The 15,406-nt window shown below is 39.2% G+C and carries 9 protein-coding genes; 6 read left to right on the forward strand and 3 right to left on the reverse strand.

Annotation, left to right across the window (positions count from 1 at the left end; all coding sequences use genetic code 11):
• Positions 1-506 precede the first annotated feature (506 nt).
• The 6 genes from AW17_RS10200 to AW17_RS10225 all read left to right on the forward strand — a co-directional run bounded on the left by AW17_RS10200 (position 507) and on the right by AW17_RS10225 (position 9,443).
• Positions 507-974 (forward strand): DUF4293 domain-containing protein, encoded by a 468-nt coding sequence (locus AW17_RS10200; RefSeq protein ID WP_029276075.1) that lies wholly within the window; start codon positions 507-509, stop codon positions 972-974.
• A 35-nt stretch (positions 975-1,009) separates the two neighbouring features.
• Positions 1,010-1,864: a carboxylesterase family protein gene (locus tag AW17_RS10205; RefSeq protein ID WP_051691750.1), complete on the forward strand. Its 855-nt coding sequence runs from the start codon at positions 1,010-1,012 to the stop codon at positions 1,862-1,864.
• Between the two features lie 326 nt (positions 1,865-2,190).
• Positions 2,191-4,104 carry a DEAD/DEAH box helicase gene (locus AW17_RS10210; RefSeq protein WP_029276079.1) on the forward strand — a complete coding sequence of 638 codons (1,914 nt, stop codon included), beginning with the start codon at positions 2,191-2,193 and terminating at the stop codon, positions 4,102-4,104.
• Positions 4,105-4,554: 450 nt separating this feature from the next.
• Entirely contained in the window at positions 4,555-6,399 is a 1,845-nt protein-coding gene (locus AW17_RS10215) for an alpha-L-fucosidase (protein ID WP_029276081.1), read from the forward strand.
• A gap of 311 nt (positions 6,400-6,710) precedes the next feature.
• On the forward strand, positions 6,711-8,297 hold the full coding sequence (gene bshC, locus AW17_RS10220) for a bacillithiol biosynthesis cysteine-adding enzyme BshC (RefSeq protein ID WP_029276083.1): 1,587 nt from the start codon (positions 6,711-6,713) through the stop codon (positions 8,295-8,297).
• A 60-nt stretch (positions 8,298-8,357) separates the two neighbouring features.
• Positions 8,358-9,443, forward strand: a complete 1,086-nt coding sequence (locus tag AW17_RS10225; RefSeq protein ID WP_029276085.1) for an Ldh family oxidoreductase — start codon at positions 8,358-8,360, stop codon at positions 9,441-9,443.
• Positions 9,444-9,592: 149 nt separating this feature from the next.
• Here AW17_RS10225 and AW17_RS10230 read toward each other — a convergent pair whose 3' ends face one another.
• From AW17_RS10230 to AW17_RS10240, 3 genes are all read right to left on the reverse strand, one after another.
• Positions 9,593-12,265, reverse strand: a complete 2,673-nt coding sequence (locus AW17_RS10230) for a glycoside hydrolase family 3 C-terminal domain-containing protein (protein WP_029276087.1) — start codon at positions 12,263-12,265, stop codon at positions 9,593-9,595.
• 2 nt (positions 12,266-12,267) lie between these two features.
• A complete protein-coding gene (locus AW17_RS10235; RefSeq protein ID WP_029276089.1) occupies positions 12,268-13,692 on the reverse strand; it encodes an alpha-L-fucosidase in 1,425 nt (474 codons plus the stop codon).
• A gap of 67 nt (positions 13,693-13,759) precedes the next feature.
• Positions 13,760-15,394: a SusD/RagB family nutrient-binding outer membrane lipoprotein gene (locus AW17_RS10240; RefSeq protein ID WP_029276091.1), complete on the reverse strand. Its 1,635-nt coding sequence runs from the start codon at positions 15,392-15,394 to the stop codon at positions 13,760-13,762.
• Positions 15,395-15,406: the final 12 nt, after the last annotated feature.

A 15,406-nucleotide genomic window follows, 5' to 3' on the forward strand; every position in this document is an offset into this window, starting at 1 on the left:
CAGGGAAATCGCTTTTAAAACATGTGCAAAAATTAATTAGCCACGGAAACACAGAAATCACGGAGAAGAAGTAAATTTTTCCGTGTTTTCGTGCTTCCGTGGCAAACATAATGCTTAGGTATGCGCAGAAAGAGGAAGAATTATCAGAGAAAAGTTAAAAACGACTTCCCTGTTATATGGTCCTTAAATGCATATTATTAAAACAACATTTATTATAGGGTATGACAAAACAATCCGCCTTGAAGATTGGTCTTTAAGAGTGTTATTATTAATCGAACTCAGATTAGGTTATAAAAACGCTCATCCTAATGTAAAACTGTAAAAGGAACGACAGTTTTTTTATCATCCATCAATTAGGTCGCGTAAACCACATCATTTGAATTCAGGTAATCAGTTAATTTATTTTCATTTTACAGCTATCCAACATAAAATAACTGCAAAGATTCTCTTAAATTGCAAGCAAAAGCAATTTTATATAAGTTTGCTTTTAAATTATTAAAATCAACATGATACAAAGAATACAATCGATCTGGCTTTTTTTAGCAGCATTAACCTTAGTTTTAATGTTGTTTTTACCTATCGCTATAAAAGATACTGCAGGAACAGAATCAGCGGTATACACCACTGGACTATACCAAACTTTAACCATAAAAGCGGGCATAAGTCTTAAAACCCAATCTTTTTTGCCTTTAATCATTACCAATATCGCTGTTGCATTTATTTGTTTAATGAATATTTTCAACTACAAAAGAAGAAGTTTTCAGAAGCGCATTGCCATTGTATCGATTATATTAATTGCTGGTTTTGCCTTTTGGTGCAGCGTTTACGCCAAAAAATTGCCAGGTGGTATTGAAGGTGCCAGTTTTGGAATTGGAGCTTATTTGCCAGCTTTAGCTATTTTATTTATTTTTCTCGCCATCTTCGGTATCAATAAAGACGAGAGATTGATCCGTTCGGCCGAAAGATTGCGATAACCACTTAATTCCAGCCGAAAAATCAATTGCCGAACATGCAAATTAAGTTAAATCATGCCCTTTATGCTTTTTCGGCGGCTTTGCTTTGCGGAATTTTATCATGCAATAGCCGTATCCGTACTTTTGGAAAAACCAAAATCGCTAAAAGCGCTGACTCGATCTATCTTAAACGCAGAATATCAGAAATAAAAAACTTCGATACCAATGTTTTTACAAGAGGCTCGTTTAAAGGTACTGCCAATACGCCGATTGTATACCGCTTGTTAAAACCATATAACACCAGAAGTAAAATCCCACTGGTAATTGTATTTCATGGATCAAACGCGGTTGGAAACGATAATACCAGCCAGCTGGGCATATTGGCAAAACTGTTCGCCATGGATGAAATACAGGCGAAATACCCCGCCTTTATTTTAGCACCACAATTCCCTTCCCGATCTTCGAATTATGTATTGGATCAGAGCAGGAATGTACTGACTTCGGTACCACAACCTTGCTTAACTACCGCCTTGCAACTGATTGATAGCTTGAAAAATACTCTAAATATTGATGAGAAAAGGATTTACCTCATCGGTTTTTCGATGGGAGCCTCTTCAGTGATCAATGTCTTATCGTTAAAACCTGATTTATTCGCTGCAGGTATAAGCATTTCCGGCATACCGCAATTCGACAAAGTAAAAACACTCACGAACATTCCAATTTGGTTGATCCACGGAAATATGGATACCGAAAACCCTTTTAGTAGTGACCAAAAGTTTTTTGAAGAGTTAAAACACAATAACAGAATCAGGTTCTGGGAGTTCGACGATCTGGCCCACAACGATATTTTCGCTCCCGCAATTTTAACTGACGAACTGCCCCATTGGCTGTTTAAAAATAAACGTAAATAGCTGCATTACCCCAGCCACCTAAACCCGGTTGCAGTGGAAATCCTTTTTAAAACCTGAAAGGTGTGAAAAAGATTGAAACGGAAAACGGGACTGTTGCAACCGAAAGCCTGCTGCATTTGCTTTCCAAATCAAAAAAATAAAATCGTAGCATAAAATCATGACCGTATTTTAAACCCACCCATCATAACATCTTCCCTATTCGATTATACCCCCGCCATTACTTCCTTATTTTCAAATATTTAGCTTAAAAAACTATTTACTTGATTATCTGTAAAATACGGAATATTAACCTTACCTTTGCGGCTCAATTAAAAATAAAAAGACGAATGACAAACCCATTTCAATTATTGGGGATAAGTGATGACGTCGTTAATGCCGTAAAGGATCTTGGATTTGAAACTCCAACACCTATTCAGGAGCAAAGTATTCCTGTACTGTTAGAAGGCACTAATGATTTTGTTGGTTTGGCCCAAACAGGAACAGGAAAAACAGCCGCATTTGGTTTGCCGCTGTTAGAACTAATCGATTTTAAAGTTAATAAACCACAGGCATTGATTTTATGCCCTACCCGTGAGTTATGCTTGCAAATCGCTAACGACCTTAAAAACTTTTCTAAAAACGTTGCTAATGCCCACGTTGTTGCCGTTTACGGTGGTGCGAACATTATGCAACAACTACGCGAAATACGCCAAGGCGTTCAGATCGTAGTGGCCACGCCCGGCCGTATGTTGGACATCATTGGCCGTAAAGCCATTGATTTTTCTTCAGTTAAATATGTTGTGCTTGATGAAGCTGACGAGATGTTGAACATGGGTTTCCAGGACGACATTAACGACATTTTATCAACCACTCCTGATGACAAAAAAACCTGGTTATTCTCGGCTACCATGCCTGCAGAAGTTCGCCGTATAGCTAAAAACTATATGGATAACCCTGTTGAATTAACCATGGGCACAAAAAATACAGGTAATGTAAACATCGAACACGAATATTACATTGTTCGTGCACGTGATAAATACGCTGCCTTAAAACGTATTGTAGATTTTAACCCTGAAATTTTTGCCGTAGTATTTTGTAAAACCAAATTGGATACACAAGATGTTGCCGAGCACTTAATTAAAGATGGTTACAATGCTGATGCCTTGCACGGCGATTTATCGCAACAACAACGTGATAAAGTAATGCAACGTTTCCGTGAGCGTAACATGCAGTTGTTAATTGCTACTGATGTTGCCGCACGTGGTATCGATGTAAACAATGTAACACACGTAATCAACTATTCTTTACCTGATGAAATTGAAAGTTATACCCACCGTTCTGGCCGTACAGGCCGTGCTGGTAAAACTGGTATCTCTATCTGTATCATCAACTCTAAAGAAGTTGGAAAAATCCGTCAGTTAGAGCGCATTATTGGTAAACAATTTACCAAAGCTGAGCTTCCTACAGGATTTGATGTTTGTGAAAAACAATTGTTCTCTTTGGTACATAAAGTACACAATGTAGAAGTTAACAACGAACAAATTGATCAGTACATTCCACGTATTATGGATGAATTTGCTGATTTATCAAAAGAAGATGTAATTAAACGTTTTGCTTCATTAGAATTTAACCGTTTCTTAGATTACTATTCTAAAGCACCTGACTTAAATGCTGCAGTTGGCGATGACCGTGGTGCAGACAGAGGCGAAAGAGGTGCCGGACGTGGACGTGGTAGCGAAGGTTACACCCGTTTGTTCATCAACTTAGGTTCTGTAGATGAGTTTACCCGTGGCGATATGTTGTCATTTATCTGTAACAACGGTAAAATTGGTGGCAAAAGCGTTGGTAAAATCGATTTAAAAGGTGTTTTCTCTTTCTTTGAAGTGGAAGACGACGTAGCTGACAAAGTTTTTGAAGGCTTTAAATCTGTTGAGTTTAATGGTCGTCAGGTACGTATCGAGAAAAGCGGAGACGGTGGTCGTGGCGAAGGCGCAGGAGAAAGACGCGGTGGCGGCGAAAGACGTAGCGGTGGCGGTGGTTTCGGCGGTGAACGCAGAAGCGGCGGTGGCGGTTATCGTGGCGGCGGCGACAGAAGAAGTTCTGGCGGTGGTAGCGGAAGACGTGAAGGTGGAAACAGTGGTGGCGGTTTCAGAGATTTCTCTGGACGTAGCCGTGACGACAAGGGTGGCAACACCGGAGGTCCACGCAGAGAAGGCGGAAACCGTGAAGGTGGCAGTGGCGAACGCAGAAAAAAATGGTAAATCACTAAACCAAATATTTTACAGCCGTTCTGATTATTCAGAGCGGCTTTTTTTATGGCAAAAGTTTGTTGTTTTGATATATATGTGATGTCAGATGTTACCATCTGACATCTAACAGGATTCTTAATTTTAAGGCTTCTATAGTTACCTTTCAATCAGGTGATAATACCTGTTTACAAATTTTCTTACTAAATCAATCTCCAGTCAGATGGTAACATCTGACTTCACAACCAATATATGTGATGTCAGATGTTACCATCTGACATCTAACAAGATTCTTAATTTAAGGCTTCTATAGTTACCTTTCAATCAGGTGATAATGCCTGTTTACAAATTTTCTTACTAAATCAATCTCCAGTCAGATGGTAACATCTGACTTCACACCTAATTTTTGTTTAAAAAACAGCTATAAAACATTATATTTAACGTTTAGATATACTAAACACGATCATGCGTTATTTAAAGTTTTTCATCGTTTTATTTTCACTATTCATCAGCAGTAAACTTTCTGCCCAACAAAAAATTTCTGATCAAAAAATGCAATGGTTTGCTGATGCGAAACTGGGTATTTTCATCCATTGGGGTATTTATTCGGTTAATGGTATTTCCGAATCGTGGTCTTTTTTTAACAACTACATCAATCACGATGCTTACATGAAACAGCTTAATGGTTTTACCGCTGCAAAGTACAAACCAGAAGAATGGGTAAACCTGATTAAAGAAAGTGGCGCCAAATATGCCGTAATTACCACAAAACACCATGATGGTATTGCCCTTTGGGATAGTAAAGCTCCTTTAGCCACTACCACATTAAAAAACAGTGCTGCCAAAAAAGATTTAATCACTCCATTTGTGGCTGAACTTAAAAAATCTGGTCTTAAAACAGGGTTATATTTTTCTTTACCTGATTGGAGCTACCCGGATTATGATGGTTTTACCCGCGACAGGAAACGTTATGATTATAAACAGGATATACCACGCTTTAAAAAATTCCAAAATTATTTCCAGGGCCAGTTAAACGAACTGTCAGCCAAATACAATCCAGATTTATTATGGTTTGATGGCGATTGGGAGCATAGTGGAGAAGAATGGCAGGCCAAAAATATACTATCGAACTTACGTAAGGTAAATCAAAACATCATTATCAACTCTCGCTTAAATGGGCATGGCGATTATGATACACCAGAACAAGGTGTGCCTGTGGTAAAACCAAGTTCACCTGAGTGGGAACTTTGTTATACCATGAACGATTCGTGGGGCTATCAGCCTTATGATAATCATTATAAATCATCAAACATGATCATCCGCACGCTGGTTGATTGTATTAGCATGGGCGGTAACTTATTGCTTGATATTGGACCAAAAGCAGATGGAACTATTGCGCCAGAACAGGTTAAAATTTTAAAAGATTTAGGCCGTTGGACCCAGAAACACGCAGGGGCCATTTATGGTACACAGGCCGGGATCCCAGATGGGCATATTGTCGGTAAAACTACCCTATCCAAAAACAAAGATGTATTGTACCTGTATCTCGATTATAAAACCAAAAACGGGATTTTACTATCAGGTATAAAATCAAAAATAAACAAGATTGAAGTAGTTGGCAGCAAAGCACGGCCATATACAATTAAGCTAAATGAAACAGATTATCTGCTTAATTTAAAAGATGCCGATTTTGACAGCGATGTAACCGTTCTAAAAGTATCATTAAACGGCCCTATTCAGCTCGATGAAGACAAGCAGGAAAGCCTTTCGCTCGCAGACTTATATGCTGCGCCCAAACAACGGGGTTTAACCAACTTAAATCTGAACAGGCTGGCCATTAACTTAAATGCAGGTATAAATGTATTTCAAAATACCGGTTTACCTGCTGATGGCTTAGACTTTAACCCTGGAATTAAAGGCGCAGATCAAAAGATTAGCAATTGGGTAATTAAAAACGCAGAAGCGCTATACAAAACAACGGGGGGAATTCCGGCTGGACATTATCAGGGCAATACAACACTTTCTGCAGATAAACAAACACTATACTTATTTGTAGAAGGCACACCAACGGGGCCAATTGCTATTAAAGGTTTAAAAAACAACATCAGCAGGATCAGGATTGTGGGTGAAGGTACCATGCTGCCACACGAAATTTATAACAAACTGTATTGGAGCAAAATACCGGGTATTGTTTACATTCCGGTACCTAAAGATAAACTAGATCCTGAGTTAACCGTAATTGCAGTACTTTTAGATAGCCCGATTGATTTGTACCGCGAAAAAGTTGGCGCGATAGAAAGCAATCTCTAAAACATTTCAATCCTAATGATAATCCACTCCCATACCAAATTACAGATTCCCATCAGTCGTCATTTCGACTGAAGCGAAGCGCAATGGAGAAATCTTTGAACTGTGTTTAAAAGATTTCTCCACTACGGTCGAAATGACGAACCTACACAAAAACCTCCTCAAAACTCCTTGCTTTTCTAAAACTTCACCAAGAGGATGATCATATAGAAATTCCGTGATTTCAATGCTTCCGTGGCAAAAAATTATTTAACAATTGTAAAATAGTGGCGCGACTTTACGATTATCCTTAAATTGCATTACTTTCGCACATCATGCAGGCAAAATATATCTCATATCAGGAAACCGGATCATTTTCAAAACTGGTTTTAGATTATATTAACGACGAAAATCAGCTTAAAGCTTTTTATAGCTATCGTCCTGATATGGAGGGCTTAGCTAAAGCAATTGAGCATAGAAATTTTTTAGGGAACAGAGAAACTTTAGTTCAGGTTTTACAAGATCAATACCAACATTTACAGCCCAATAAATCGGTTACCAAAAACATAGAACTTTTAGGCTCGGCGAATACCTTTACGGTTACAACGGGCCACCAGTTGAATCTTTTTACCGGGCCGCTTTATTTTATTTACAAAATTGTAACCACCATTAATTTAGCCATCGAGTTAAAAATGGCACATCCTGATAAAAACTTTGTTCCGGTTTATTGGATGGCAACAGAGGATCACGATTTTGATGAAATTAACCACGTAAGTGTTGATGAAAAGAACATTAGCTGGATACAGCAAACCAACGGTGCCACCGGAAGACTAAGTACTAAAACCGTTGCCGCAGCAGTAACCGCATATAAGGGATATCTTGGGATCTCTAAAAACGGAAAACGAATTGCCAAATTGGTAGAACAGGCCTATTTGCAACACGATAATTTAGCCGACGCCACCAGGTTTTTGGTGAATAATTTATTCGAGAAATATGGCCTGGTGATTGTAAATGCTGATGATGCACAACTAAAAAAACAATTCGCGAATATTATTACCGAAGATATTATTCGGCATAACAGTTCGAAAAACATTGAAAAGAGCTCGAAAAACCTAGAGGATTTAGGCTATAAAACCCAGGTGAACGGCCGTGATATTAACTTCTTTTACCTTATCCATAATCTGCGCGAGCGCTTGATTTTTGAAGATGGCAAATATGTTGTCAATCATACCGACATCGGTTTTACAGAGGCTGAATTAAAAGCCGAAATCGAATCACATCCTGAGCGGTTTAGTCCGAATGTGGTGATGCGGCCCATGTATCAGGAAGTGATTTTGCCAAACATTGCTTATATAGGTGGTGGTGCGGAAGTAGCTTACTGGATGCAGTTAAAGGCAAATTTCGACTTTTATAAAGTTGATTTCCCTGTTTTATTGCTTCGTAACTCAGCTTTATTGATTGATAAACGCAGTGCGCAGAATTTATACCATTTAGGCTTTTCTTTAGAAGATATATTTTTACCAGTTGAAGCGTTAAAAAACATTTGGGTAAAGCGAAATACAACTGCCCAATTGAGCTTGGCTGATGAAACCAGGGCCATTAACAGCATTTTCGATCAAATAAAGCTAAATGCCTATAAAATAGATAAAACGCTTTCCGTATCAACAGATACAGCAAAACAGCGGACCAATCATTTATTGGCTAACCTGGAGAAGAAACTATTCCGCGCAGAGAAAAGGAAACATGAAACGGCATTGCTACAGATTGACAATGTAAAGAAAAGACTTTTCCCGAATGGGGCACTTCAGGAAAGAACCTTAAATATTGCACCCATGTATGTAAATTATGGAGAAGATTTTCTTTCCTCATGCATAGAAAACTTCGATCCACTGGGAGGCGATTTTACTGTTTTATTGCCGTAATTGTAGTCCGGAGTCGGGAGTCCGAAGTCCGGGGATCAAATCTTGACACTTAATAATAACATGACCTTCATCACTTTTACCGAAACCAATCTCAGGGCTTTTACTTATAGCGTTTTTAAAAAAATGGGCTGTTCTGATGAGCATGCCGATTTAGCAACCGATGTTTTAATCCGTTCAGATTTACGTGGAATCGACTCGCATGGCGTTGCCCGTTTAAGCGGTTATGTACGCCTTTGGGAAAAGAAAAGAATAAATGCTACTCCTGATATTAAAATCGTACATGAAACACCTACTACTGCCACTGTAGATGGCGATGCAGGTTTAGGCTTAGTGGTTGCACCATTTGCCATGAAAGTTGCTATCGAAAAAGCAGAAAAATACGGTAGTGGGTGGGTATCGGTTAAAAATTCCAATCACTTCGGTATTGCAGGTTATCATGCCTTAATGGCGGTAGAAAAAGATATGATCGGCATCAGTATGACCAATGCAAGCCCTTTGGTAGCCCCTACATATGCTAACGAACGTTTATTGGGCACCAACCCCATGTGTTATGCTTTTCCCGCAGGGAAATACCCACCGGTAATTGTAGATATGGCCACAGCAGCGGCAGCGAACGGAAAACTGGAAATTGCCCAGAGAGCAAACAAAAGTGTTCCAGACGGCTGGGTTCAGGATAAAAGTGGAGAAAACTCTACCGATCCGAACGAATTAAAAAATGGCGGCTCGCTCCTTCCTTTGGGCAGCGATAAAGATCATGGCAGTCATAAAGGTTATGGGTTGAGTGCTACAGTAGATATTTTATCAGCGGTGTTATCTGGCGCGAATTATGGCCCTTGGGTGCCTCCTTTTGTGGCTTTCTTAGAACCATCGGCCAATCCGGTTGGCGAAGGACTTGGCCACTTTTTGGGCGCTATGCGTGTAGATGGTTTCAGACCAGCTGCAGACTTCAAAAATCATTTAGATAATTGGGTAGAACGCTTTAAAAGTGCAAAAACGATAGATCCTGATAAAAAGGTAATCATCCCTGGCGAACCTGAACATGAATTTGAGCAGGAAAGGAAAATCAGCGGTATTCCGATCATTGATGTTGTGGTAAAGGATCTGAATGAACTTGCTGTAAAGTTAGGGATAGCTGAGTTAGGTTAAAGATCCTTCGACTACGCTCAGGATGACATCCCATGGAAAATTAATGTTTCCGCGGCAAAAATCCCGCCCATAAAAAAGCCGCAGATTTAACCAGAATCTGCGGCAACTATTAATGATATGGTTTATACCCAACCATAGGAGGTATTTTTTTAAGGCTTAACAGTTAAGTTATCTTTTAAATAAAGTGATTTACTTGATGATCCGATCATAATCCTATACTGCCCCGGAGCTACTTCCCATACATTATTGATATTGAGTGTTTGCAGCACCTCTTTATCCAGTTTGAATGAAATTACCTTTGTTTCACCAACCTTCAAATGTACCCTCTGAAAAGCCCTCAATGCAAGAACTGGCTGTGCCAATTTGCTCAACAAAGGTCTCATGTACAATTGCACCACTTCTTCACCATCGTAATTGCCCGTATTTTTAAGCTCGAAGCTTAACTTAGCGGTTTCATTTTTAGCAATACTTTTACGGTCAAACTTCAAATTGGTATAAGAAAAGTTGGTATAACTTAATCCATATCCAAATGGGAAAAGTGGTTCGCCGCTTAAGTTGTTATAATCATCGCCTCTGCCCGTAGGTTTGTGATTGTAAACCAGAGGTAACTGCGATTCATCAATCGGGTAAGTAATTGGAAGTTTACCTGATGGATTTACCTTTCCAAGCAGTACATCTGCAATGGCGCTACCGCCTGCTTCTCCCGGGTACCAAACATTTAAAACTGCGCTTACTTTATTTAACCAGGGCTGCATATTGATCGCACTTCCACCGGTTAATACCACAATAATAGGTTTCCCGGTTTTTGCGAGTTCCTCCAGTAGCATTTCTTGATTACCAGGCAGGTTTAACATCGCCCGATCTAAAAACTCCCCTTCTTTTATACCTGCAACAAATACGATTGCATCGTTATTTTTTGCCGCAGCAACTGCATCGGCTATTTCGTTTGATTTCCTGATATTATAATCCCAGATCAGTTTGATTTTACCATTGCCTTTAGGTTCGAAAAATTCGATCTTAATTGCATACTCCTTATTTTTCTCAAAATGAAATGGAACGGTTTTCGTATTGAAAGATTTTTTGTCCCAATTATCGATAAGTAATTGGTTATCCAGGTATAATCGGTAACCATCATTTCCCTCCAATCCGATATTAACATCGGCATTTTGTGGCACCTTAATTTTACCGGTCCACCTTACCGAATAATCATCCAATTGGAGCTGCTCGTCTGGCGGATATAACGTCCAACTAAAATTAACAGCTTTATCATTTACTTCTTTAATTGGGTTTCCTGAAAATTGAAGCCCTCTGTAATAGCTTCCCATTAATCCTGCTTTTTGATTAGCAGAAAGAAACTGGCTATCTATCGGAATATAAGTTTGCAGTTCCCGGCTGCTACCTTTTACATAGTTAACCTTAACATTATTGGATACTGCGTTTTTTAAGCCATCCAAAATATTAATCTTATTGTTTCCAGTACCACTGTAGCCACCTAATCTGGCTTCAATAGCATCTTCCCCTACCAGTAAGATCTGCTTTTCATTTTTTAACGGAAGCGTGTTGTTATCATTTTTCAGGAGCACAAAAGATTTTAAAGCGGCCTCTTTGGCTAGATTGTGATTACTTTGATCGCTTAGCATCTTTTCGGCAATACTTTCATCCACGTAAGGAAGCTCAAACAGCCCCAGCTCGAATTTAGCTTTCAGCACCCTTGACAATGCATCATCTATTCTCGATTTGGGAATGCTACCATCTAAAAATGCGGGCAGAAAAAGTTTATAATGATTATAATCTACCTGGAAGATTACATCAAGGCCAGCATTAATCGATTGCGCAGTAGCATCTTTATAATCTTTAGCCGTAAAATGTAATACATTGGCACCTCCTACTGCACCTGCATCAGAAATTACGAAACCTTTAAAGCCCCATTCTGTTTTTAGTTTAGTGGTGAGCAGCCATTTATTTGAAGTTGCCGGAGTACCAAAAACGCTGTTATAGGAAGTCATTAATGAACGGATACCTACGTTTTTAACCCCATCTTTAAATGCTGGAAAGTGGATTTCTTCTAAAAAATGTTTATCCATCTCTATCGGGTAGCTATCCCGCCCGCCATCGCCAACATTGGCAATAAAATGTTTTGGGGTAACAATGATATTCTGCCTTTCTATGGCATTCATAAAAGCATGGCCCATTAAGGTTGTTAAATATGGATCTTCTCCATAAGTTTCTTCTACCCTGCCCCATCTTACATCTGTAGCCATATTGATTACAGGTGCCAAAAGATCTCTCAAACCGCGTGCCCTTGCCTCATTGGCAATAGCGGTACCAATTTTGGCCACTAAAGTAGTATCGAAACTTGCGGCTAAACCAATTGATTGTGGAAAAGCAGTAGCACCTTGCCTGACCAAACCGTGTAAAGCCTCATCAAATGGAATGATGGGAATGCCCAAACGGGTTTCCTCAACAAAATATTTTTGAATTTTATTTACTTTTTTAGCCAGAGAAAGTCCGTCTTCAGAGGTATTATAGGTTAACATTTGTTGCGCATTACCGCTTCCTTGTGCCGCTGCACTCACCTGCAAACCAAAAATACCATTTTTAAATTGTGTTTTATTTTCAGTTGTAACATCTCCAGGGATCATAAATAACTGCCAGAATTTCTCTTCCGGTGTCATTCTCGAAATGAGATCTTTTACCCTCAAATCGATACTTAATTTCGGGTTTTTATAGGGTAAAGATTGCCCTTTTTTAACTTGAGCAAAAAGGCCACTGCAGAAAAAAAAGGCAGGCAATAAGTATAAGTATCTTCTCGGTTTCGGCATTACTAATTAGTTTCGGGCGTAAAAGAAAAAGTCAGGGCTATTTTCTCCTCTGTTTTAGGAAAATCGAAGTGTACCTTGCCATCTTTCAATGTCCATTTTACCTTTTGGTTGGTACTTAAAATGGTAATGAGACTTCCTTTTTTAGGAATACTCCCTTGCCACGAAATTTCTTTGTTCGGCGTATTGCCGATTAAACTGATGCCGTAAATAGTTTTACCATCTTTACTTTGCGTAAACCAGTTTTGTCCATCATGATAGTTTTTGGTAATCCTTGTTCCGTATATGGCAACACCATTTTTACTGGTCCACTTACCAATTTCATCCAATCTTGTAACCACATGATCAGGCAGCGTTCCATCAGCTTTAGGCCCAATACCTAAAAGCAAACTTCCGCCTTTCGCTACTATTTCTACTAATTTATGAACCACTTCGCCTGCCGATTTATACTGATCGTTGGGTACAAAACCCCAGGCTCCGCCTAACGTCATGCAGCTTTCCCATGGATAATCTAACTGATTTTCAGGGATTTTCTGTTCAGGGGTTTGGTAGTTTTCAAACTGGCCATGTACCGTTCTATCCACCACAATCAAACCAGGTTGTGCTTTTCTGGCATCAGCTGCAATTTTCGGCATATCAATATCCTGACTCCAATCAGGAATAGGTGCTCCCCAAGAAAGTACTTCTTTATTTACGCTGGCCCGTGGACGGACCCATCCACCATCTAACCATAAAATATCAATGCTTCCGTAATTGTTCATTAACTCGCCAATCTGGTTCTGAGTATAGCTTTTGAACATATTCCACCGCCATTGATTCTTTCTGATATCATAATTGTTATTTCTATCTGCAGTGGCATATTTGTCCCACCAATAGTATTGAGAATGCCAATCTGGTTTAGAAAAATAAGCACCGATCATAAAATTTTCCTTACGGAAAGCATCGAACACATATTTAGCTACGTCTTTTTTGGCATTGGTTGAAAAAGGGCCTTTTGCAATGCTAAAATCAGATTGTTTGGTATCGAACATGGCAAAGCCATCGTGATGTTTGGTGGTAAACACCAAATATTTCATTCCTGCACTTTTACCTGCTTTGGCCCATTGCTCAGGATTGAATTTTGTTGGGTTAAATTTTTCGTTTAGGCCCCAATACCATTTTTTATAGTCTTCGTATTTAATAGTACTGTCTCTATCAATCCAATCTTCAGAACAGATAGACCAAGATTCGATAATCCCTGGAACAGCGTAAAGCCCCCAATGGATAATCATTCCAAACTTTTTATCCTGCCAGGTATCGAGTTTCTTTTTAACCGCATCATCTTTAGGCCATTCGTAAATTTCCGATTGGGGCATAATGTCGTTCTGCTGGGCAAAAGTGTTAAGTGCTATAAGAACAAAACAGAAAAAAAAGTAAATTTTTATTTTCATAATTAGGCTGTAAAAATCCCGACCAAAAATTGGCCGGGACATTGTGTTTAATCAAATCGTTGCGCAATTAAGGCATCCAATAAACTTTCTTTTGAATCTGAACTTCAGGCCCTACATTGCCACCAATAGTCGCAAGGTTTGCTGCATTATTTATTCTTTCATCATCAGGATATGGCAATCTGTTATAGGCAGTAGGTGTATAAGTTGCATCCTTCGGTGTTAATCCGGTACGGCGTACTGTACACCAGGTTTCTACAGCATTAAACATACTTGCCAACCATGATTGGGTAATTATTTTTTTATAATTCCCTGCCACATCACCAGTGGTAAACTTCACAGCCGGATTATTGGTAAATACATCAATTTGCGCTTGTGTAATTGGACCAGGTTTGGCAGCAGTTGGCCAAATGGCTGTTGTATTACTGTTCACAGTAGTATACCAAAAATTAACAGAGGCACGCATCCCTAAATTGTACTCTGTTTCTGCCAAAGCCTGATTTGCTGCAACGCCTATACCTTGATTGTAAATTTCGGCCTTTAAGAAATGTACATCAGCTTCTGAAATAATTACATATGGAAAACTCTGATAATCGCGAACCAGATAATAGTTAAAAGAAGCGAACTTATTGCCAGGGTCGCTACCTGGAGCCTTTGGCGAATTGTCCCCTAGATTTGGATACGGCGTACCACCATCAGCAACAGTTCCGTTTTGAGGCTGAGGCACCCATTTACCTGCGTTATTTGGCATAAACCACACCTTGTAACGTGGATCGAAGAAACCCGAACCATCATCTGCATTGGTTGACGACATTTTTGTAAATACGTTAGAACTCATCCTGATATTGGAAACTGAAAGCTCACGAAACCCATACCACAATCGATCGCCATAATCTGGACTACTTGGTACAACAACCAATGGAAAGCTACCAAAATTACTTTTGTATAAAGCGGTTAGGTCTTGGTCATTCGGTAGTGGATACACCGAAGGGTTACCTAGAATTTCAGCAATTATATCTTTAGCTTTGGTTTGCAAATTGGTTTTACTTAGACGAACTGCATAGCGCAACCTAAGTGCATTTCCGAATTTTTTCCAGGCAACAAAATCATTAGCCAAAAAAGATTCATAAGTGCCGATCGAACTCTGATTTGCACCTCCAACACCCGCAGCTGCAGCCTTCAAATCATCTAAAACACTGCTGTAAACGGCCTCCTCTTTATCGTATTTTGGTTGGTAATTTGCAGCTCCTTCTGTAGCGATACCCGCTTGACTGTATGGTATATCTCCGTAACGATCTAACATCGACAAGGTTTTTTGGGCTATCAAAATGGTAGCCATATATTTTACATTATTATATGCTTCCGGATTTGGAGAGGAACTAATTAGCTTTAACAGTTGTTTGTAATCCGCCAAATCTGAATAATAAGTACTCCAAAAAGAACCAATATAATTGATGTAGGGCAAATTCTTATTTTGAACGCCCTGCTGATTTGTAATCGGCATAAATAAACCTGTATATATGGTATAATCTTCTTGCGTTGCACGTTTAGCCAGATTATTAAAAAAACCTGCAGGAGTTGCTGTAGAAACAGTTGCATCTTTATATGGCTTATTTAATTCTTCGAAACCCTTTTTGCACGAGACCACACCCGTCATTAGCGATATGCCAAGCACCGTGTGGATTATTTTATGTTGAATTTTCATGTCTTAATGTTT

This window comes from Pedobacter borealis DSM 19626 (genome assembly GCF_000708285.2).
GTDB lineage: Bacteria > Bacteroidota > Bacteroidia > Sphingobacteriales > Sphingobacteriaceae > Pedobacter > Pedobacter borealis.

What these genes read in the sequence shown, in the direction of transcription:
- AW17_RS10230 (WP_029276087.1), bottom strand. Translation starts at nt 12,265, where the DNA reads ATGCCGAAACCGAGAAGATACTTATACTTATTGCCTGCCTTTTTTTTC.
- AW17_RS10210 (WP_029276079.1), top strand. Translation starts at nt 2,191, where the DNA reads ATGACAAACCCATTTCAATTATTGGGGATAAGTGATGACGTCGTTAAT.
- AW17_RS10240 (WP_029276091.1), bottom strand. Translation starts at nt 15,394, where the DNA reads ATGAAAATTCAACATAAAATAATCCACACGGTGCTTGGCATATCGCTA.
- AW17_RS10205 (WP_051691750.1), top strand. Translation starts at nt 1,010, where the DNA reads ATGCAAATTAAGTTAAATCATGCCCTTTATGCTTTTTCGGCGGCTTTG.
- AW17_RS10215 (WP_029276081.1), top strand. Translation starts at nt 4,555, where the DNA reads ATGCGTTATTTAAAGTTTTTCATCGTTTTATTTTCACTATTCATCAGC.
- AW17_RS10225 (WP_029276085.1), top strand. Translation starts at nt 8,358, where the DNA reads ATGACCTTCATCACTTTTACCGAAACCAATCTCAGGGCTTTTACTTAT.
- AW17_RS10235 (WP_029276089.1), bottom strand. Translation starts at nt 13,692, where the DNA reads ATGAAAATAAAAATTTACTTTTTTTTCTGTTTTGTTCTTATAGCACTT.
- AW17_RS10200 (WP_029276075.1), top strand. Translation starts at nt 507, where the DNA reads ATGATACAAAGAATACAATCGATCTGGCTTTTTTTAGCAGCATTAACC.
- bshC (WP_029276083.1), top strand. Translation starts at nt 6,711, where the DNA reads ATGCAGGCAAAATATATCTCATATCAGGAAACCGGATCATTTTCAAAA.